This is a genomic window from Streptomyces sp. HSS9-12, from assembly GCF_054963655.1.
In genome coordinates, this window is record NZ_JBUEGC010000023.1 from 68551 (window position 1) to 87717 (window position 19167).

Here is a 19167-nt window from a genome sequence, read left to right on the forward strand (position 1 = left end):
CTCGGGGCTGGAGCCCGCCGATCTCGGGACCTAGATCCATAACTTGGGGTTGCTCGCCAGATGACTGCGATTTCGCTGGGAATGCCGTCCGTTCCGACTAAGCTCGCCGACCGCCGCGTCAGCCGGAAGATCCAGGTCGGGTCGGTGGCGGTGGGTGGGGACGCTCCGGTGTCGGTGCAGTCCATGACGACGACCGTGACCGCGGACATCGGTGCGACGCTGCAGCAGATCGCGGAGCTGACCGCGTCGGGCTGCCAGATCGTACGCGTCGCCTGTCCGTCGCAGGACGACGCCGAAGCGCTGCCGGTGATCGCGAAAAAGTCGCAGATCCCGGTGATCGCGGACATTCACTTCCAGCCCAAGTACGTCTTCGCGGCCATCGACGCGGGCTGTGCGGCGGTCCGGGTGAACCCGGGCAACATCCGCCAGTTTGACGACAAGGTCAAGGAGATCGCCAAGGCGGCCTCCGACGCGGGCGTGCCGATCCGCATCGGCGTGAACGCGGGCTCCCTGGACAAGCGGCTGCTGGAGAAGTACGGCAAGGCCACGCCCGAGGCGCTGGTCGAGTCCGCCCTGTGGGAGTGCTCGCTGTTCGAGGAGCACGGCTTCCGGGACATCAAGATCTCGGTGAAGCACAACGACCCCGTGGTGATGATCCAGGCCTACCGGCAGCTGGCCGCGCAGTGCGACTACCCCCTCCACCTCGGCGTCACCGAGGCCGGCCCGGCGTTCCAGGGCACCATCAAGTCCGCGGTGGCCTTCGGCGCCCTGCTCAGCGAGGGCATCGGCGACACAATCCGGGTCTCGCTGTCCGCGCCGCCGGCCGAGGAGGTCAAGGTCGGCATCCAGATCCTGGAGTCCCTCGGCCTGCGCCAGCGCCGGCTGGAAATCGTCTCCTGCCCGTCCTGCGGCCGCGCCCAGGTCGATGTGTACAAGCTCGCGGACGAGGTGACCGCGGGTCTGCAGGGCATGGAGGTGCCGCTGCGGGTGGCGGTCATGGGCTGCGTCGTCAACGGCCCGGGCGAGGCCCGCGAGGCCGACCTCGGTGTGGCCTCGGGCAACGGCAAGGGCCAGATCTTCGTCAAGGGCGAGGTCATCAAGACCGTGCCGGAATCGAAGATCGTCGAGACCCTGATCGACGAAGCCATGAAGATCGCCGAGCAGATGGAGAAGGACGGCGTCGCCTCCGGCGAGCCCCAGATTTCCATCAGCGGCTGACCCCCGCGGGCTCGCCGCCCCCATCGCTCAGCCGGTCCCCGGCATCCAGCGTCCGAGCCCCGGCCCCGGAACATCCCGGGCCGGGGCGCACAGCTCCCGGGGGCGGGCGCTCACCAGCACGTTCCAGGTACAGTGCGGAGACCAGTCCATCCCGACGCCCCCTTCGGCGCAGGAGGGCCCAGCCCGCACGGTGAGGCATTGCGACACGTGTTGACGACCACCACCAGCAGGGTCCTCGAGCCCAGCGAGCTCGACGACGCCCTCGCGGTCCTCGACCGCGATCCGGTCGCCAATGCCTTCGTCGCTGCCCGCATCCAGATAGCGGGGCTCGACCCCTGGCGGCTCGGCGGAGAGATGTGGGGCTGGTACGCCGATGGACGGCTGGAGTCGCTCTGCTACAGCGGCGCGAACCTCGTCCCCATCTGCGCGACGCCCGACGCCGTACGGGCCTTCGCCGACCGCGCGCGCCGGGCCGGCCGACGCTGCTCCTCGATCGTCGGCCCCGCCGAGCCCACCGCCCAGCTGTGGTCGCTGCTCGAGCCCAGCTGGGGCCCTGCCCGTGAGGTCCGCCCCCACCAGCCGCTCATGGTCACCACGACCGTGCCCGAGGACATCGAGCCCGATCCGCTCGTCCGCCGCATCCGCAAGGACGAGATCGACATCCTTATGCCGGCCTGCGTGGCGATGTTCACCGAGGAGGTCGGCGTCTCCCCGCTCGCGGGCGACGGCGGGCTGCTCTACCAGGCGCGGGTCGCCGAGCTCGTCAGAACCGGCCGGGCCTTTGCCCGGATCGAGAACGGCCAGGTCGTCTTCAAGGCAGAGATCGGTGCGGCCACCCCCAAGGTCTGCCAGATCCAGGGCGTGTGGGTCGCACCGGAGTTCCGCGGCCGGGGCCTCTCCGAGATCGGCATGGCGGCCGTCCTGAAGTACGCGCTGCGGGACGTCGCACCGGTCGCGAGCCTCTACGTCAACGACTTCAACACCCCCGCCCGCGCCGCCTACCGACGTGTGGGTTTCCGCGAGGCAGGCGCCTTTATGAGCGTGCTGTTCTGATCGCTCAAGGCCGGGGTCGCGATCGGGCGGGGATCGGTAGTCTCGCGGCCATGGGTGACGTCGTGGTCGGGCCGCTCGACCTTGCAGCGCGCGTGGACGAGGCACTGGCCGTGCAGGCGCTCGCCTTCGGTCTGTCCAGCGGCGAGGTCCGGGTACGGCGGCACATCGTGCTGCGGCATCTCACCTGCCGGGGCGCCCGCGCCCTCGGCGCCACCACATCCAGCGGCCGCCTCGTCGGCTTCGTCTACGGCATGCCCAACGACCGCACGCACTGGTGGTCGACCGTCGTCGAGCCGTATCTGCGGCGCGCCGGGCACGACTGGTGGCTCGACGACTCCTTCGTCATCACCGAGCTGCACGTCCACCCCGACTTCCAGCGGCGGGGCATCGGACGCAGCCTGATCACCACCATCACCGACGGGGCCGCCGAACCGCGCAGCATCCTGTCCGCGATCGACACCGACAGCCCGGCGCGCGCCATGTACCACGCGCTCGGCTACCACGACCTCGCGCGCCAGGTGATCTTCCCGACCGCCCCGAGCCCGTACGCGGTCATGGGCGCGCCCCTGCCGCTGCTGCGCTAGCCGCGGGCTGCCGAGGCCCCGGGGTGGCGATGACCCGTTTCCGGCGACCGCCCGGTCCCGGATAGCCTCCTGACAACCGCACTTCGCAAGCAGGAGATACGTCATGGTCCAGCGCATGTCCCGGATGATGCTCAAGACACTGCGCGACGACCCGGCCGATGCCGAGACCACCAGCCACAAGCTGCTGGTCCGCGCCGGGTACGTCCGCCGCTCGTCAGCGGGGATCTGGACCTGGTTGCCGCTGGGCAAGAAGATCCTCGAGAACGTCTCGCGCGTGGTCCGCGAGGAGATGGACGCCATCGGCGCTCAGGAGGTGTTGCTGCCCGCGCTGCTGCCCAAGGAGCCGTACGAGGCCACCGGGCGCTGGGAGGAGTACGGCGAGCAGCTCTTCCGGCTCAAGGACCGCAAGGGCGCCGACTACCTCCTCGGCCCCACCCACGAAGAGATCTTCACCCTGGTGGTCAAGGACCAGTGCACGTCCTACAAGGACCTGCCCGTGATCCTCTACCAGATCCAGACCAAGTTCCGGGACGAGGCCCGGCCGCGTTCCGGCGTGCTGCGCGGCCGCGAGTTCCAGATGAAGGACTCGTACTCCTTCGACCTCGACGACGAGGGGCTCGCCGAGTCCTACCGGCTGCACCGCGAGGCCTACACCCGGATCTTCCAGCGGCTCGGCCTGGAGTACCGCATCGTCTCGGCGGTGTCCGGCGCGATGGGCGGCTCGGCGTCCGAGGAGTTCCTGGCCCCGGCCGCGGCGGGCGAGGACACCTTCGTCGACTGCCCCGCCTGCGACTACGCCGCCAATACGGAGGCGGTGACGGTGACCGTGCCGCCCGCCCCGCAGGTCGAGCACCCGCCGATCGAGGTGCTGGACACCCCTGACACCCCGACCATCGAGACCCTGGCCGAGCACCTGGGCGTACCCGCCTCGGCGACGCTGAAGAACCTCCTGGTCAAGGTCGACGGGGAGATCACGGCCGTCGGCGTCCCCGGCGACCGCGAGGTCGACCTCGGCAAGCTCGGCGAGCACCTGTCGCCCGCCGTCGTGGAACTGGTGACGGCCGAGGACTTCGCCGACCGGCCCGACCTCGTACGCGGCTACGTCGGCCCGCAGGGCATGGCGGGCAGCGCCTTCCGCTACATCGCCGACCCGCGGGTCGCCCCCGGCACCGCCTGGGTCACCGGCGCCAACCAGCCCGACAAGCACGCCAAGAACGTCGTCTGCGGCCGCGATTTCGAGGTCGACCAGTACCTCGACGTGGTCGTCGTCGAGCCGGGCGACCCCTGCCCGCAGTGCGGCGCGGGCCTGGAGATCGGCCGGGCCATCGAGATCGGCCACATCTTCCAGCTCGGCCGCAAGTACACCGACAGCTTTGAGCTGGACGTCCTCGGACGAGAGGGGAAGCCGGTCCGGGTGACCATGGGCAGCTACGGAATCGGCGTCTCCCGCGCCGTCGCCGCGCTGGCGGAGCAGACCGCGGACGAGAAGGGCCTGTGCTGGCCGCGCGAGGTGGCCCCGGCCGACGTCCACATCGTGGCGGCGGGCAAGGCGCAGCAGACCGAGCTGGCGTTGGAGGTCGCCGAGAAGCTGCACTCGGCGGGCGTACGGGTCCTCGTCGACGACCGGGCAGGGGTGTCGCCGGGCGTGAAGTTCACCGACGCGGAGCTGATCGGCGTGCCGACGATCCTGGTCGTCGGACGTCGGGCGGGCGAAGGCATCGTCGAGCTGAAGGACCGGCGCACGGGCGAGCGCGAGGAAGTGGCGGTGGACGAGGCACTGGCTCGCCTCGCGTCCTGACCGGCGAAGGGTGGCCCGCCGCGGGGTCCTGACCTGCGACATCGCGCGGCGCCCCCGTACACCTGCGCTCACGGCCCGCGGCCGTCGGGACCAGGCTGTTGAACGGCGGCCGTCAGAGCCAGTCGGCGAACTCCAGGAGCAGTTCGCCGTCTGGGACGTGGCCGGTGGTCAGGGCACGGACGCCCGACTCGACCACGCGGAACAGCGCCCAGCCGCGCAGCCGGTCCCGGTCCACGTCCAGGGAATCCGCCAGTTTCGCCACCCGGCGGCGCCCAGCGGCGGCGCCGCTCGGTGCGGCCACCAGATCCTCGAGCCGGTCCCGTACGAGCCGGGCCAGGTCGTACGCCCGCTCGCCGACCAGCGGCTCCGGCCCCACCGCCAGCCACGGCGTGCGGTCCGCGGCCAGCACCTTGCCCTGCCGGAAGCGCCCGTGCAGCAGTACCGCCTCGGGCGGCAGAGCGACGAGCTCCTCGCGGGCGGCCAGCGCTTCGTCGATCAGCGGCCGGATGTCCGCCGCCCACGGCTCGTCGGCCGCCGAGCGCAGCGTCTCCGCCGCGCGGGCGGTGCGCTCGGCCACCGACTCGAAGGGATGGTCGTCCCCCGGGTCGATCCACAGCCGCCGCACCGTGCCCGCCGCCTCCAGCTGCGCTTTGGCGTCCGGAAGGGAGCTCAGCGAGACCTCGCCGTGCAGCCGCTCCAGCAGTAGGGCGCCCGAGGCGGGATCGGCCTCCAGGAGCCGTACGGCACCCCAGCCGTTCCAGCGGGCGAGGGCCACGTCCTCCGGCAGCGACTGCGCGCCCGGGGTCAGGAGTTTGAGCGTCGCGGGCGTCCCGTCGGGCCGTCGTACGAGGACGACCAGGCTGCTGCGGCCGCCGGGCGCCTGCACGCGCTCGGGAGTCAACTCCCAGCGGTCCAGGGCGGCGTGGACGAGCCCGGGCAGGTCCCTCAGCCACGCCGCCCCGGCTTCCCCGCATCCCTCGGCCAGTGCGCGTACCAGACGCCGCGGCGGTTCAAGGGAGATGCTGCCGTCGGGCCGTGCTGCTGAAGCCATCCCTGAGCTGTCCCTTTCAGATCCTGCGTATGGTGCGGTCGGTCCCGGTGGGCGTGCGCCGAACACCGTTCGCCGGCCGGACCGCCGCTGGTCGGCCGCCGGTCAGAGCGCGTCCGCGGCGGTGCTGCCGGCCGATGCGGAGGGCATGGCGGGAACCTTCCGTTCGGCAAGCCCAGGGAAGGCTACGCTGCCGCCTCGCCAGCGCACGGCCCGGACCGCCGCCTCCCGCAGCGCGGCCGCCGCCTCGCGGCGCAGCGAGCCGTCCGAGGCGCGTACGAGATCGGCGTAGACAGCTGCCACGCGGTCCTCCAGCTCGGCCGCGAGCCGGACCGCGGCGGCCGCGTCCGGCACGGGGAAGGGGAGGGCGTAGGCGGCCGCCGAGGCGTCGGGCACACCGCCCAGGTCGCGAACGGTGCGGCGGAGGGCGTCGCGGCGCGCGCGATGCGCGTCATATCCCTCGCGGGCCTCGTTGCGCCGGGTGTCCCCGATCCGCCCGCCCACCACGCCGTACCCGTAGACGGCCGCGTGCTCGGCGGCCAGGGCGGCCTGTGCGGCGGCAAGGTCGCCCTTCTCCGGCGCGCTGGGGCCTGTTGCGGTCGTCATCCCGTCCCTCCGATCCCGTGCATCTGCCCTGTCCGAGGCGTGCACTCATAGGCCGCCTCGCCGGCCCCGCGGCGTGCCGCTGACCTCACCCCGCGCACGGATAGATCCGCGCGCCCCCATGGGTTGCTCTCGAGCGGGCATCCGGTGTCGCGGGCCCGCTTCGTCATCAGCCGGTCTCCGTGAGGAGGTATGCGTGGGCCGCGCCCGCCGCTGAGACCGAGGCGAGGAGGCGCGCCAGTTCCGGTGGCGCGTCCAGCAGTGCGAGGCCGCGGGCGTCAGCGGTGCGTCGCTCGGCGTCGGCCAGTGCGGCGAGGGCCGCCTTCTCCTCCTTCGGTACAGCCGGGGGAGGACTGCCGGATGCGGCCGGTGATGCGGCCGGTGATGCAGTCGGCGAGGCGGCCGGCTGTCGGCGGGGTGCGTGGAACGCCTCAGCGTGGCGGGCGACCTCGGCCCGCAGCGGCCGCAGCCGCTCCGCCAGCCCGGGGTGCGCCGACGCGGTGGCCTCGTACCGTGCCAGCAGCGCGTCCGACTCGCGCGCCGCCCGCTCACGCAGCTTCCGGGCCTCCTGGCTCCGTTCGTCCCGCCCGGGCCCGGCGGAGCCGTCGTCCGAGCAGCCTGTGAGCGCGACGGCGGCCGCGGCGCCCGCCGCGGTGCGGAGGGCGCCGGTCAGCAGGCTCCGTCTGCTGCTGCTCGGCCCGGACGGGCGCCATGGCGGCGGCGAGGGGAACGGCACGGTTCACATCCTGTGGGAGCGTCAGGGGCCGACGTAAGGAGCAGCCGCGGACGTGACGTCCATGATCGGCCGGAGCTGAGCGTACCCGCGGGTTCGACAGAGTTCGCCGACCGGCTCGGCCGACTGCGGTTTGCCCCCCGTTCGCCTCCAAGCCGCTCCCGCCGGAGCCGGGAGTTCCACCGCTCTGCGGACGAAGTCCGCCGCTGCGGCTCCCCCGTCGCGGCGCCCTGGGCATACCAGTTCACGACGCGGGCAGGCGGACAGCAACACCGTCCGCGACCGGATACCCTTTGACCTGACACGCGACCTTCCACAACAGCAAACGCGGCCGAGGAGTCACCCGGATGAGCACCACCCAGAGCGAGAGGCTGCGCGGACTGCTCGAACCGCTGGTCGCCGCGCAAGACCTGGATCTGGAAGAGATCCACGTGACACCAGCAGGGAATCGGCGCGTGCTCCGGATCGTGGTGGACTCCGACGAGGGAGTCAAGCTCGACACCTGCGCGGAGTTGAGCCGCACGGTCTCCCAGAAGCTCGACGAGACAGACGTCATGGGCGGAGCCCCGTACGTCCTCGAGGTCACTTCTCCCGGCACCGACCGGCCGCTCACCGAGCCGCGTCACTACCGCCGGGCCACCGGCCGTCTCATCAAGGCCCGGCTCGCCGAGGGCGGCGACCTGGTCGCCCGGATCACCGCCGTCGACGATGAGGGTGTCGACCTGGAGGTGCCGGGTGTGAAGGGCCGTAAGCCCACCGCCCGCAGGCTCGCCTTCGACGAGATCGCCAAGGCCCGGGTGGAGATCGAGTTCAACCGCAAGGCCGCCGAGAAGAGCGCCGCGGCCGCTGACGACGAGAGCCAGGAGGAGGCGTAGCCGTGGACATCGACATGAGCGCCCTGCGGGGTCTGGTGAGGGAGAAGGAGATCTCCTTCGACCTACTGGTCGAGGCGATCGAGGCAGCCCTCCTCATCGCGTACCACCGGACCGAGGGAAGCCGCCGCCACGCGCGCGTGGAGCTCGACCGCAACACCGGCCATGTGACGGTGTGGGCCAAGGAAGACCCCGAGGACGTCCCGGAGGGCGCCGAGCCGCGCGAGTTCGACGACACCCCCTCCGGCTTCGGCCGGATCGCCGCCACGACCGCCAAGCAGGTGATCCTGCAGCGGCTGCGCGACGCCGAGGAGGAGATCACCTTCGGCGAGTACGCGGGCCGTGAGGGCGATGTCGTGGCCGGTGTCGTCCAGCAGGGCAAGGACCCGCGGAACGTCCTGGTGGACATCGGCAAGCTCGAGGCGATCCTGCCGGTGCAGGAGCAGGTCCCGGGCGAGGACTACAAGCACGGCACCCGCCTGCGCTCGTATGTCGTCCGCGTGGCCAAGGGCGTGCGCGGCCCGTCGGTGACCCTCTCGCGCACCCACCCGAACCTGGTGAAGAAGCTCTTCGCGATGGAGGTCCCGGAGATCGCCGACGGCTCGGTGGAGATCGCCGCCATCGCCCGCGAGGCCGGCCACCGCACCAAGATCGCCGTACGGTCCACCCGTGCGGGCCTGAACGCCAAGGGCGCCTGCATCGGCCCCATGGGCGGCCGGGTGCGCGCGGTCATGGCCGAGCTGCAGGGCGAGAAGATCGACATCGTCGACTGGTCGGACGACCCGGCGGAGCTGGTCGCACACGCCCTGTCACCCGCCCGAGTGAGCAAGGTCGAGGTCGTCGATCTGGCGTCGCGCTCCGCGCGCGTCACCGTGCCCGACTACCAGCTGTCCCTCGCCATCGGCAAGGAGGGGCAGAACGCCCGACTGGCCGCACGCCTCACCGGCTGGAGGATCGACATCCGGCCGGACACCGAGCAGCAGCCTGTCGAGCAGAGCTGACCACATCCCGGGAAACTTCCTGGCGGAAGAGGAAATAACGAGCGGCCGTGCGGGCATTACCCCAGAAGGGTGAGGCCGGTGCGGGGAGGTAGACTTAGCGTGTCTGGCCGGACGCGTGCCCGTGCACGCCCTGAACGAACTTGTGTGGGGTGCCGGGAGCGGACGGCCAAGGGCGATCTGCTGCGCATCGCGGTGATCGAGGACGAGTGCGTCCCCGATCTTCGCGGTACGCTGCCCGGCCGGGGTGCATATGTGCACCCCGCCCTGGTCTGTCTCGACCTGGCGGTCCGCCGCCGGGCGCTCTCCCGGGCCTTTCGGGGCCGGGGACCGCTCGGCACAGCGGCACTGCGCCGGTACGTCGAGCAGGCAACCGAGCAGGCAACACCGTAAGAGCACGGCACGGGTAACCGTGCGGTCAGGTACCTCGCGAGTCGGAAGTAGGTCGAGATTGCGATGAGCACTCGATGAGTACGCGATGAGTACGCCCATGAAGTAGCGAAGGTCCGGCGGACGTCCACCCCGGACCAGAAGGAGCGAAGTGGCTAAGGTCCGGGTATACGAACTCGCCAAGGAGTTCGGAGTTGAGAGCAAGGTCGTCATGGCCAAGCTCCAAGAACTTGGTGAATTCGTCCGTTCGGCGTCCTCGACGATCGAGGCACCGGTTGTTCGCAAACTGACTGACGCTTTCCAGCAGGGCAACGGCTCCGGCCGTGCCGCCGGTAAGCCGTCGGCGCCGCGCAAGGCGCCTGCCAAGCCGTCCGCCCCGGGTGTGACGGCCCGTTCTGCTGCCCCCAAGCCCGGTGCGCCCAAGCCCGCCGCCGAGGCAGCCCCGAAGACTCCCGCGGCGCCGACCCCCGGTCCGCGCCCGACCCCGGGCCCGAAAGCTCCGGCCGCGCCCAAGCCCGGCCCCGCCCAGCCCGTGACCCCCGCCCCGGCCGCACCGGAGTTCACCGCGCCCCCGTCGGCTCCCGCCGGCCCCAAGCCCGGTGCGACCCCCGGCCCGCGTCCGGCCCGCCCGTCCACTCCCGGCCAGGGCCGTGGCGAGGGCGCACGTCCGTCCGGCCCGCGCCCCGGTGGTGAGCGTCAGGCTCCGCGCCCCGGTGGTGAGCGTCAGGCCCCGCGCCCCGGCGGTGAGCGTCAGGCTCCGCGCCCCGGCGGGCGAACGGCCGGCCCGCGCCCGGGCAACAACCCCTTCACCTCCGGCGGCAGCACCGGTATGGCGCGTCCGCAGGCGCCCCGTCCCGGTGGTGGCGCGCGGCCCGGCGTTCCCGGCGGTCCGCGTCCGCAGGGCCAGGGCGGTCCCCGTCCGCAGGGTCCGGGCGGCGCTCGTCCGACCCCGGGCGGCATGCCGCGTCCGCAGGGCGCCCAGGGCGGTCCTCGTCCCGGTGGCGGCCCCGCCGGTCCGCGTCCGAACCCGGGCATGATGCCGCAGCGCCCGGCTGCCGGCCCGCGTCCTGGCCCCGGTGGCGGCGGTCGCGGTCCCGGCGGCGCAGGCCGTCCCGGTGGCGGCGGTCGTCCCGGCTTCGCCGGCCGTCCCGGCGCCGGTGCCGGTCGTCCGGGTGGCGGTGGCGGCGGCGGCTTCGCCGGCCGTCCCGGTGGGGGCGGCGGCGGTGGCGGCGGCTTCGGCGGTCGTCCCGGCTTCGGCGGTCGTCCGGGCGGTCCCGGCGGCCGTGGTGGCACGCAGGGTGCGTTCGGCCGTCCCGGCGGTCCGGCACGTCGCGGCCGTAAGTCGAAGCGGCAGCGGCGCCAGGAGTACGAGGCCATGCAGGCCCCGTCCATCGGCGGCGTGATGCTGCCTCGCGGCAACGGCCAGACGGTCCGGCTGTCGCGCGGTGCGTCCCTCACCGACTTCGCGGAGAAGATCAACGCCAACCCGGCGTCGCTCGTCCAGGTGATGTTCAACCTGGGTGAGATGGTCACCGCGACCCAGTCGGTCTCCGACGAGACGCTGCAGCTCCTCGGCGAGGAGATGAACTACGTCGTCCAGATCGTCAGCCCGGAGGAGGAGGACCGCGAGCTTCTCGAGTCCTTCGACATCGAGTTCGGCGAGGACGAGGGCGGCGAGGAGTTCCTCGCACCGCGTCCGCCGGTCGTGACCGTCATGGGTCACGTCGACCACGGTAAGACGCGCCTGCTGGACGCGATCCGCAAGACCAACGTCATCGAGGGCGAGGCCGGCGGCATCACCCAGCACATCGGTGCGTACCAGGTGGCGACCGAGGTCAACGACGAAGAGCGTCGGATCACCTTCATCGACACCCCGGGTCACGAGGCGTTCACCGCCATGCGTGCCCGCGGTGCGAAGTCGACCGACATCGCGATCCTCGTGGTCGCGGCGAACGACGGCGTCATGCCGCAGACGGTCGAGGCGCTGAACCACGCCAAGGCGGCCGATGTGCCGATCGTCGTCGCGGTCAACAAGATCGACGTCGAGGGCGCGGACCCGACCAAGGTGCGCGGTCAGCTGACCGAGTACGGCCTGGTGGCCGAGGAGTACGGCGGCGACACGATGTTCGTCGACATCTCCGCCAAGCAGGGTCTGAACATCGACAAGCTGCTCGAGGCCGTCGTCCTGACCGCCGATGCCGCGCTCGACCTGCGCGCCAACCCGAACCAGGACGCCCAGGGCATCGCGATCGAGGCTCACCTCGACCGCGGCCGCGGCGCCGTGGCGACCGTGCTCGTGCAGCGCGGCACCCTGCGGGTCGGCGACACGATGGTGGTCGGCGACGCGTACGGCCGTGTCCGGGCGATGCTCGACGACAAGGGCGAGAACCTCGAGGAAGCGGGTCCGGCGACCCCCGTCCTGGTCCTGGGTCTGACCAACGTCCCGGGCGCCGGCGACAACTTCCTGGTGGTCGACGAGGACCGTACGGCCCGCCAGATCGCCGAGAAGCGCGCTGCGCGCGAGCGCAACGCGGCCTTCGCCAAGCGCACCCGCCGGGTGTCCCTGGAGGACCTGGACAAGGTGCTCAAGGCCGGCGAGGTGCAGCAGCTCAACCTCATCATCAAGGGCGACGCGTCCGGTTCGGTCGAGGCCCTGGAGTCCTCGCTGCTCCAGCTCGACGTCGGCGACGAGGTCGACCTGCGCGTCCTGCACCGCGGTGTGGGTGCGGTCACCGAGACCGACATCGACCTGGCGACGGGCTCCGACGCCATCGTCATCGGCTTCAACGTGCGCGCCGAGGGGCGTGCCACGCAGATGGCCGAGCGCGAGGGTGTGGACGTGCGCTACTACTCGGTCATCTACCAGGTGATCGAGGAGATCGAGGCTGCGCTCAAGGGCATGCTCAAGCCGGAGTACGAGGAGGTCGAGCTCGGCACCGCGGAGATCCGCGAGGTCTTCCGCTCCTCCAAGCTCGGCAACATCGCGGGTGTCATCATCCGCTCCGGCGAGGTCAAGAGGAACGCCAAGGCGCGCCTCATCCGCGACGGCAAGGTCATCGCGGAGAACCTCACCATCGAGGGCCTGCGTCGCTTCAAGGACGACGTCACCGAGATTCGGGAAGGTTTCGAGGGCGGTATCAACCTCGGCAACTACAACGACATCAAGGTCGACGACGTCATCGCGACGTACGAGCTGCGTGAGAAGCCGCGAGGCTGACGCACTTAAGCGCGACCGGGGCCGGTCGGCGGTATTTCCGTCGATCGGCCCCGGCCGTTGCGTGTACGGTTTTGCTGTCCCTGCCGGCGAACGGGCAGGGCTTACGGACGAGGCCTCACGGGTCGGCTTGACCCGGATCACATGTATGTAGGGACGCTGGCCTTCGACATCCTCCTCGGCGACGTACGGTCGCTGAAGGAAAAACGCTCCGTCGTCCGCCCGATCGTCGCCGAGCTGCAGCGCAAGTACGCGGTCAGCGTGGCGGAGGTCGGCGATCAGGACCTGTACCGGCGGACCACCATCGGTCTGGCCGCGGTGTCCGGTGACGCGGGGCATCTCACAGGCGTACTGGACCGGTGCGAGCGTATGGTCGCCGCCCGGCCGGAGGTGGAGCTGCTGTCCGTACGGCGGCAGCTCCACGGGGACGACGACTGACGGCGTCGACGGGGGTCGACGGGGGCCACGGGTGGTTGACGGAGACCGCTGGGGGATCGAGCGGTCGCGTCGTCGCCGCGAGAAGCAACATGCTGGAAGAGAAGAAGGAGTAGGACCAGTGGCCGACAACGCGCGGGCCCGCAAGCTGGCGGACCGCATCCAGGTCGTGGTCGCGGAGACCCTGGATCGGCGCATCAAGGACCCACGGCTGGGTTTCGTGACGATCACGGACGCCCGTGTCACCGGTGACCTGCGGGAGGCCACGGTCTTCTACACGGTCTACGGGGACGACGAGGAGCGCGCGGCGTCGGCCGCCGCGCTGGAGAGCGCCAAGGGCATCCTGCGCTCCGAGGTGGGCCGGCAGACCGGGGTGCGCTTCACCCCGACCCTGACGTTCGTACCGGACGCCCTCCCCGACACCGCCCGCACCATCGACGACCTCCTCGCCAAGGCACGGGCGCGGGACGCCGAGGTACGCGAGTCCTCGACGGGCGCCACGTACGCGGGCGACGCCGATCCGTACCGCAAGCCGGGCGAGGACGAGGACGCCGGCGAGGCATGAGCAAGGGCAGGGGATCCAGCGAGCGAGCCGAAGGGCGCGCCGGTGTCGAAAGCGACGAGACCAAGCGAGGTACGAGCGCAGTGTCGAGGTCGGGGCACCACCCAGCGGTGGCTGGGGGAGTCGACGCCGGGTCCAAGCGCCCGGAGGCGAGCCGAGCGCGAAGGGGGGCGCCGGACGGCTTGGTGATCGTCGACAAGCCGGCGGGGTTCACCTCGCACGACGTGGTCGCGCGCATGCGGCGCCTCGCCGGCACCCGGCGCGTCGGGCACGCCGGCACGCTCGACCCGATGGCGACCGGTGTGCTCGTCATCGGTGTGGAGAAGGCGACGAGGCTGCTGGGGCACCTCGCGCTGACCGAGAAGGAATACGTGGCGACGATCCGGCTCGGCCAGACGACCGTCACGGACGATGCCGAAGGCGAGATCACGGCCTCGGCGGGTGCGGAGGGCGTCGGCCGCGAAGCCATCGACGCGGGCGTCGCCCGGCTGACGGGCGACATCCTCCAGGTGCCGTCCAAGGTCAGCGCGATCAAGATCAACGGCAAGCGGTCGTACTCGCGGGTGCGCGAAGGCGAGGACTTCGAGCTGGCCGCCCGGCCTGTCATGGTCTCCTCCTTCACCGTGCACGCGGTGCGTGAGGAGACGGCGGAGGACGGCACCAGGGTGCTGGACGTGGACGCTACGGTCGTCTGCTCCTCCGGCACCTACATCCGCGCCCTGGCGCGTGATCTGGGCGCCGATCTGGGCGTCGGCGGGCATCTCACGGCCCTGCGGCGGACGCGCGTCGGCCCGTACGGCCTGGACGGGGCCCGTACGCTCGAGCAGCTCGAGAACGCGGTCAACGACTCGGGTCCTGACGGAGGGCTTCCGGTGCTGCCGATCGGCGAGGCGGCGGCCGCGGCATTCCCGCGCTGGGACGTCGACGAGAAGCAGGCCCGGCTCATCGGCCACGGCGTACGTCTGGACGCCCCGGGTCTGGGTGTCACCGGCCCGATCGCGGTCTTCGCCCCCGGAGACCGCTTCCTGGCGCTGGTGGAGGAAACGAAGGGTAAAGCGAAGAGTCTGGCGGTGTTCGCCTAGCTCACCGTGGAGCGGGGGACGCCTGTCGCCTGCGTCCCCCGCTCCACGATCCCCCTCCCCCCTGTGCTTATCCAGCTCGCCCGCCGTATTCACCCCATCGAATAGGCGCGCGGAGTGAATCACCGGAGCGGAAGGGGGCGCGTTCGGTCGGCGATCCGTCCCGAACGCGCCGCCGATGTGGGCGCCTTCCGATGCCGATGCATGCGGCAGGCACCCGGCATGGCAGTCTTAGACCTGCGCAATCGATAGGCAACACGTACACGGGTTCGGGCGAGGAGCGGTCACGGTGCAGCGCTGGCGAGGCTTGGAGGACATCCCCGAGGGCTGGGGACGCAGCGTTGTCACCATCGGCTCCTACGACGGTGTCCACCGTGGGCACCAGCTGATCATCGGCCGCGCGGTGGCACGCGCGCGTGAGCTCGGCATCCCGTCCGTCGTCGTCACCTTCGACCCGCACCCCAGCGAGGTCGTACGCCCCGGCAGCCATCCGCCCCTGCTGGCCGCGCACCACCGGCGTGCGGAGCTGATGGCCGAGTTGGGCGTGGACGCCCTGCTGATCCTGCCGTTCACCACCGAGTTCTCCAAGCTCTCGCCGGCCGACTTCGTGGTGAAGGTGCTCGTCGACAAGCTGCACGCGAAGGTCGTCGTCGAGGGCCCCAACTTCCGCTTCGGGCACAAGGCCGCGGGCAACGTCGACTTCCTCACCGAGCTGGGCAAGACGTACGACTACGAGGTGAACGTGGTCGACCTGTACGTGCGCGGCGAGGCGGGCGGCGGCGAGCCGTTCTCCTCGACCCTGACGCGGCGGCTGGTCGCCGAGGGCGACATGACCGGCGCGATGGAGGTTCTCGGGCGTCCGCACCGGGTCGAGGGCGTGGTCGTACGGGGCGCACAGCGCGGCCGTGAGCTCGGCTACCCGACCGCCAATGTGGAGACGCTGCCGCATACCGCGATCCCGGCCGACGGGGTCTACGCGGGCTGGCTGGAGGTCGAGGGCGAGTCGATGCCCGCGGCGATCTCGGTCGGGACGAACCCGCAGTTCGGCGGCACGGAGCGGACCGTCGAGGCGTATGCGATCGACCGGGTCGGGCTGGATCTGTACGGCCGGCATGTGGCCGTGGACTTCCTCGCCTATCTGCGGGGGCAGAAGAAGTTCGACTCGATCGAGGCGCTGCTGGAGGGCATCGCCGAGGATGTGAAGCGCTCCCGCGAGATGATCGAGGCCCATGAGCGCTGAGCGCGTCCGGAACGTAAACGTCGGTCTTCACCGCCCGGTTGAGGGGTGAAGACCGACGTTTTCTCTTCGGGCTACTGCTGCTGCGGCGGGTAGCCGTAACCGGGCTGCTGCTGCGGCTGCTCGCCCTGTGCCCGCCCCTGTCCGGGCTGCTGCCAGCCCTGCCCGGGCGGGAATCCGGCCTGCTGCGCTCCCGGCTGTCCATCCTGCTGCGGCTGCTGGGTCCAGCCCGGCGGGACCGTGCCCGGCTGAGGCTGAGCACCCGGCTGGGCACCGGGCTGGCCCGACTGCCACTGGGCGCCCGGCTGCGGGTAGTGCGGCGGCAGCGGCTGTCCGGTCCGCGGGTCGACCTGCGCCGGCTGTCCGGTCCGCGGGTCGACCTGCGGCGGCTGTCCGGTCCGCGGGTCGACCTGCGGCGGCTGTGCGTACGGCTGTCCGGGCTGTTGCGGCGGCTGGCCGCCCTGCTGCGGGTACGGGTAGCCGGCGGGCGGCTGCCCGTACGGCTGCTGCTGGCCCGGCAGCGGCGGCGCCATCTGCGGCGGCTGGCCGCTCCCGTCCGCGGTCCACAGCCCCTCGGCCTGCTGGGCGCGGGCGAAGTCCTCGGCGACCATCGCCGAGAGGTTGAAGTACGCCTCGCGGGTCTTCGGCCGCATCATGTCGAGGTCCACCTCCGCGCCGGCGGCGAGGTGCTCGTCGAACGGTACGACGACCACGCCGCGGCAGCGCGTCTCGAAGTGTGCCACGATGTCCTCGACCTTGATCATCTTTCCGGTCTCGCGGACTCCGGAGATGACGGTGATGCTGCGCTGCACCAGGTCGGCGTAGCCGTGCGCCCCCAGCCAGTCCAGGGTGGTGCTCGCGCTGCTCGCACCGTCCACGGACGGGGTGGAGATGATGATCAGCTGGTGCGCGAGGTCGAGCACACCGCGCATCGCGCTGTAGAGCAGACCGGTGCCCGAGTCGGTGAGGATGATCGGGTACTGCCTGCCCAGGATGTCGATGGCGCGCCGGTAGTCCTCGTCGTTGAAGGTCGTGGAGACGGCAGGGTCCACGTCGTTGGCGAGGATCTCCAGGCCGGACGGGGCCTGCGAGGTGAACCGGCGGATGTCCATGTAGCTGTGCAGGTGCGGGATCGCCTGCACCAGGTCACGAATGGTCGCGCCGGTCTCGCGACGGACGCGGCGGCCGAGCGTGCCGGCGTCCGGGTTGGCGTCGATCGCGAGGATCTTGTCCTGGCGCTCGGAGGCGAGCGTGGCGCCCAGGGCGGTGGTGGTCGTGGTCTTGCCGACACCGCCCTTGAGGCTGATGACCGCGATCCGGTAGCAGGAGAGCACCGGCGTGCGGATCAGGGCCAGTTTGTGCTGCCGCTCGGCCTCCTCCTTCTTGCCGCCGATCTTGAACCGGGACGGCTGGGGGATGTTGCCGCCGGGCTTCTTGCGCTTGGGCTGGTTGCGCAGCAGACGGTCGGAGGTCAGGTCGACCGAGGCGCCGTAGCCGAGCGGCGCACCCGGGGCGGAGCGCTGCGGCTGCTGGCCGGGGCCGGGCGAGGGAGCCCAGCCGCCGTCCTGCTGCGGGGCGGTGGGCTGTGCGGGGCCGGGGGCGGGCGCTGCGGCAGCGCCCTGGGCCGGCTGCTGGCCCTGGGACTGAGTGCCGGATACGGCACCGGTGTTGGGCTGCGGGTACCCGTAACCGCCGGTCTGCGGCGTCGGTTGGCCGGGCTGCGGATAGCCGTATGCAGCCTGCTGCGCGACGGCATTCGGGTCGTGCGGCGCTGCCGGGGCACCGCCCTGCTGCGGGACGGCCGGGGTGGGGCCTTGGGCCTGGGCCGGCATGGGGCCGGGCGGGGGAACGGGCTGACCGGGCTGCGCCGCGTACGGATTCGTCTGTGCGCCCCCCTGCTGCGGCGGGAATGGGGCGTTGGGCGCGGGTCGGCCGGCCTGGGCGGGCGTCTGTGCCTGGGCACCGGCCTGCGGATAGCCGTAGCTGCCCTGGGCATAGCCGTAGCTGCCCTGGGCCTGCGCCGGATGTGCCTGAGCCTGTGCCTGTGCCTGTGCCTGTGCCTGAGCCGCGGCGTCTGCGGGCTGTGGGTAGCCGTAACCGCCCTGAGCCTGGGCCTGTGCTTGGACCCCAGCCTGAGACGGGTCCGCAGGGTGCGGGTAGCCGTAACCGCCCTGGGCCTGCGCCGGATCGGCGGGCTGGAAGTTCGGGGGAAGCGGCGGGAGCGCGCTCTGTGCGGCAGCGGGCGGCTGCCCGCCCTGCGCAGCGGCGGGGTTCCATGGCGCACCACCGGTCGGCGGAGTCGGCGCGCCCGGATGCTGCGGCGCGGCCTGCTGGGGTGCGACGGGCTGGGCTGCGCTCGCCGGGTTGTACGGGCCGGGTGTGCCCGGGGCCGCCTGGCCGACAGGCGCAGCGGGCGCGGCGGTGTCCTCCGGCTGCTGCTCGCTGTTCGCCGCAGGGGAGCCGTCCGTCTCAGGGCTGTCGTCCGTCGCGTTCGACTCTGGCTCAGAGGCCGCAGCGGGCTCGGACTCCGGCTCCGGCTCTGACTCCGGCTCAGGAGCCGGGTCGTCGCCCCACAGCGCGGCCGAAGGATCGACTCCCGTCCCGGTGCGCACACGGGGGCCGGAGGGCGCCTCGTCGCCGCCGGACTCCTCGGCACTGTCGGATTCGGTGGCAGCGGCCGAGGGGGCCGGCTCAGGCGCGACCGGGGCAGGGGCGACGGCCGGCTGGGCAGCAGCCGGTGCGTCGTCGGCCTCGGCCGGCCGAAGCATGGGGAAGGCGGGCGGCGGCGGGCTGTCGGCCGCGGGGGGAGCGCTTGCTGCGGGCGCAGTCTGGGCAGGCGGCGTGGGCGCAGGCGTTCCAGCCTGCGGATAGCCGTACGAGGGCGATGGCGTCCCGGACACTGGCAGCGGATTCCCGGTGGGCGGGGGTGGAGTCGGCGCGGCGCCGCTGGTGGACCCGCCCGACGTACCGCCGCTGTTCTGCGCGTACCAGTCAGGTGCGGCGAAGTCGAGCTTGAACTCGCCCGTGAGCTCGAGTTCGGACTGATCGTCGTCGGGGTAGGACCCGTCGGACCGGAAGTCGTTCCGATCGCTGTTCACTGTGCCTCCTGCACTGACATGCACCTGAACGGCAGGACCGGATACAGGCGGATCATCTGGCCATAGCGGGCGCGGCAGCACACCACCTCATGCATCACCAACAATCCTCCCCGCATCGGCTGCCCTCGTGCACTCCTGCCGCTCATAGGACAGCCTAGTCATTCACGGCATGGAACAGCAGCTGAGGTCCTGTCACCTTTGCCCCACCTGGCAGCGCCCACCGACCGGGGCGAACTCGATGCGCG

16 protein-coding genes are annotated in these 19167 nt (G+C 71.8%); 12 read left to right on the plus strand and 4 right to left on the minus strand.

Annotated features, from left to right (window positions below):
* Nucleotides 1-60: 60 nt before the first annotated feature.
* The 4 genes from ispG (at nucleotide 61) to ACY34J_RS14825 (ending at nucleotide 4653) form a co-directional block, all read left to right on the plus strand.
* A complete protein-coding gene (gene ispG, locus ACY34J_RS14810; protein ID WP_462726900.1) occupies nucleotides 61-1218 on the plus strand; it encodes a flavodoxin-dependent (E)-4-hydroxy-3-methylbut-2-enyl-diphosphate synthase in 1158 nt (385 codons plus the stop codon).
* Nucleotides 1219-1425: 207 nt separating this feature from the next.
* A complete protein-coding gene (locus tag ACY34J_RS14815; protein ID WP_462726950.1) occupies nucleotides 1426-2271 on the plus strand; it encodes a GNAT family N-acetyltransferase in 846 nt (281 codons plus the stop codon).
* A gap of 50 nt (nucleotides 2272-2321) precedes the next feature.
* Entirely contained in the window at nucleotides 2322-2855 is a 534-nt protein-coding gene (locus ACY34J_RS14820) for a GNAT family N-acetyltransferase (protein ID WP_462726899.1), read from the plus strand.
* 103 nt (nucleotides 2856-2958) lie between these two features.
* Nucleotides 2959-4653, plus strand: a complete 1695-nt coding sequence (locus ACY34J_RS14825) for a proline--tRNA ligase (protein ID WP_462726898.1) — start codon at nucleotides 2959-2961, stop codon at nucleotides 4651-4653.
* Between the two features lie 112 nt (nucleotides 4654-4765).
* Here ACY34J_RS14825 and ACY34J_RS14830 read toward each other — a convergent pair whose 3' ends face one another.
* The 3 genes from ACY34J_RS14830 to ACY34J_RS14840 form a co-directional block, all read right to left on the minus strand.
* Complete coding sequence (locus ACY34J_RS14830) at nucleotides 4766-5674, minus strand: aminoglycoside phosphotransferase family protein (protein ID WP_462726949.1); 909 nt, start codon at nucleotides 5672-5674, stop codon at nucleotides 4766-4768.
* A gap of 132 nt (nucleotides 5675-5806) precedes the next feature.
* Nucleotides 5807-6307 carry a ferritin-like domain-containing protein gene (locus tag ACY34J_RS14835; RefSeq protein WP_462726897.1) on the minus strand — a complete coding sequence of 167 codons (501 nt, stop codon included), beginning with the start codon at nucleotides 6305-6307 and terminating at the stop codon, nucleotides 5807-5809.
* Between the two features lie 166 nt (nucleotides 6308-6473).
* Nucleotides 6474-7040, minus strand: coding sequence for a hypothetical protein (locus ACY34J_RS14840; protein ID WP_462726896.1), 567 nt, complete (start codon nucleotides 7038-7040; stop codon nucleotides 6474-6476).
* 344 nt (nucleotides 7041-7384) lie between these two features.
* On the opposite strand from ACY34J_RS14840, the gene rimP reads away from it, so the two are divergent.
* The 8 genes from rimP to ACY34J_RS14880 all read left to right on the plus strand — a co-directional run bounded on the left by rimP (nucleotide 7385) and on the right by ACY34J_RS14880 (nucleotide 15827).
* A complete protein-coding gene (rimP, locus tag ACY34J_RS14845) occupies nucleotides 7385-7912 on the plus strand; it encodes a ribosome maturation factor RimP (protein ID WP_462726895.1) in 528 nt (175 codons plus the stop codon).
* Between the two features lie 2 nt (nucleotides 7913-7914).
* The gene (gene nusA / locus ACY34J_RS14850; protein ID WP_462726894.1) at nucleotides 7915-8910 is read left to right on the plus strand and encodes a transcription termination factor NusA; all 996 of its coding nucleotides are present in this window, start codon (nucleotides 7915-7917) and stop codon (nucleotides 8908-8910) included.
* A gap of 99 nt (nucleotides 8911-9009) precedes the next feature.
* Entirely contained in the window at nucleotides 9010-9300 is a 291-nt protein-coding gene (locus tag ACY34J_RS14855; RefSeq protein WP_462726893.1) for a YlxR family protein, read from the plus strand.
* Nucleotides 9301-9448: 148 nt separating this feature from the next.
* Nucleotides 9449-12514, plus strand: a complete 3066-nt coding sequence (gene infB, locus ACY34J_RS14860) for a translation initiation factor IF-2 (RefSeq protein ID WP_462726892.1) — start codon at nucleotides 9449-9451, stop codon at nucleotides 12512-12514.
* Nucleotides 12515-12655: 141 nt separating this feature from the next.
* Nucleotides 12656-12949 (plus strand): DUF503 domain-containing protein, encoded by a 294-nt coding sequence (locus ACY34J_RS14865; RefSeq protein WP_462726891.1) that lies wholly within the window; start codon nucleotides 12656-12658, stop codon nucleotides 12947-12949.
* Between the two features lie 118 nt (nucleotides 12950-13067).
* Nucleotides 13068-13511, plus strand: a complete 444-nt coding sequence (gene rbfA / locus ACY34J_RS14870) for a 30S ribosome-binding factor RbfA (protein ID WP_462726890.1) — start codon at nucleotides 13068-13070, stop codon at nucleotides 13509-13511.
* Between the two features lie 182 nt (nucleotides 13512-13693).
* Nucleotides 13694-14590, plus strand: a complete 897-nt coding sequence (gene truB, locus ACY34J_RS14875; RefSeq protein WP_462726889.1) for a tRNA pseudouridine(55) synthase TruB — start codon at nucleotides 13694-13696, stop codon at nucleotides 14588-14590.
* Nucleotides 14591-14876: 286 nt separating this feature from the next.
* The gene (locus ACY34J_RS14880) at nucleotides 14877-15827 is read left to right on the plus strand and encodes a bifunctional riboflavin kinase/FAD synthetase (RefSeq protein WP_462726888.1); all 951 of its coding nucleotides are present in this window, start codon (nucleotides 14877-14879) and stop codon (nucleotides 15825-15827) included.
* 71 nt (nucleotides 15828-15898) lie between these two features.
* Here the strand turns inward: ACY34J_RS14880 and ACY34J_RS14885 are convergent, their stop codons facing one another.
* On the minus strand, nucleotides 15899-18922 hold the full coding sequence (locus ACY34J_RS14885) for an SCO5717 family growth-regulating ATPase (RefSeq protein WP_462726887.1): 3024 nt from the start codon (nucleotides 18920-18922) through the stop codon (nucleotides 15899-15901).
* Nucleotides 18923-19167: the final 245 nt, after the last annotated feature.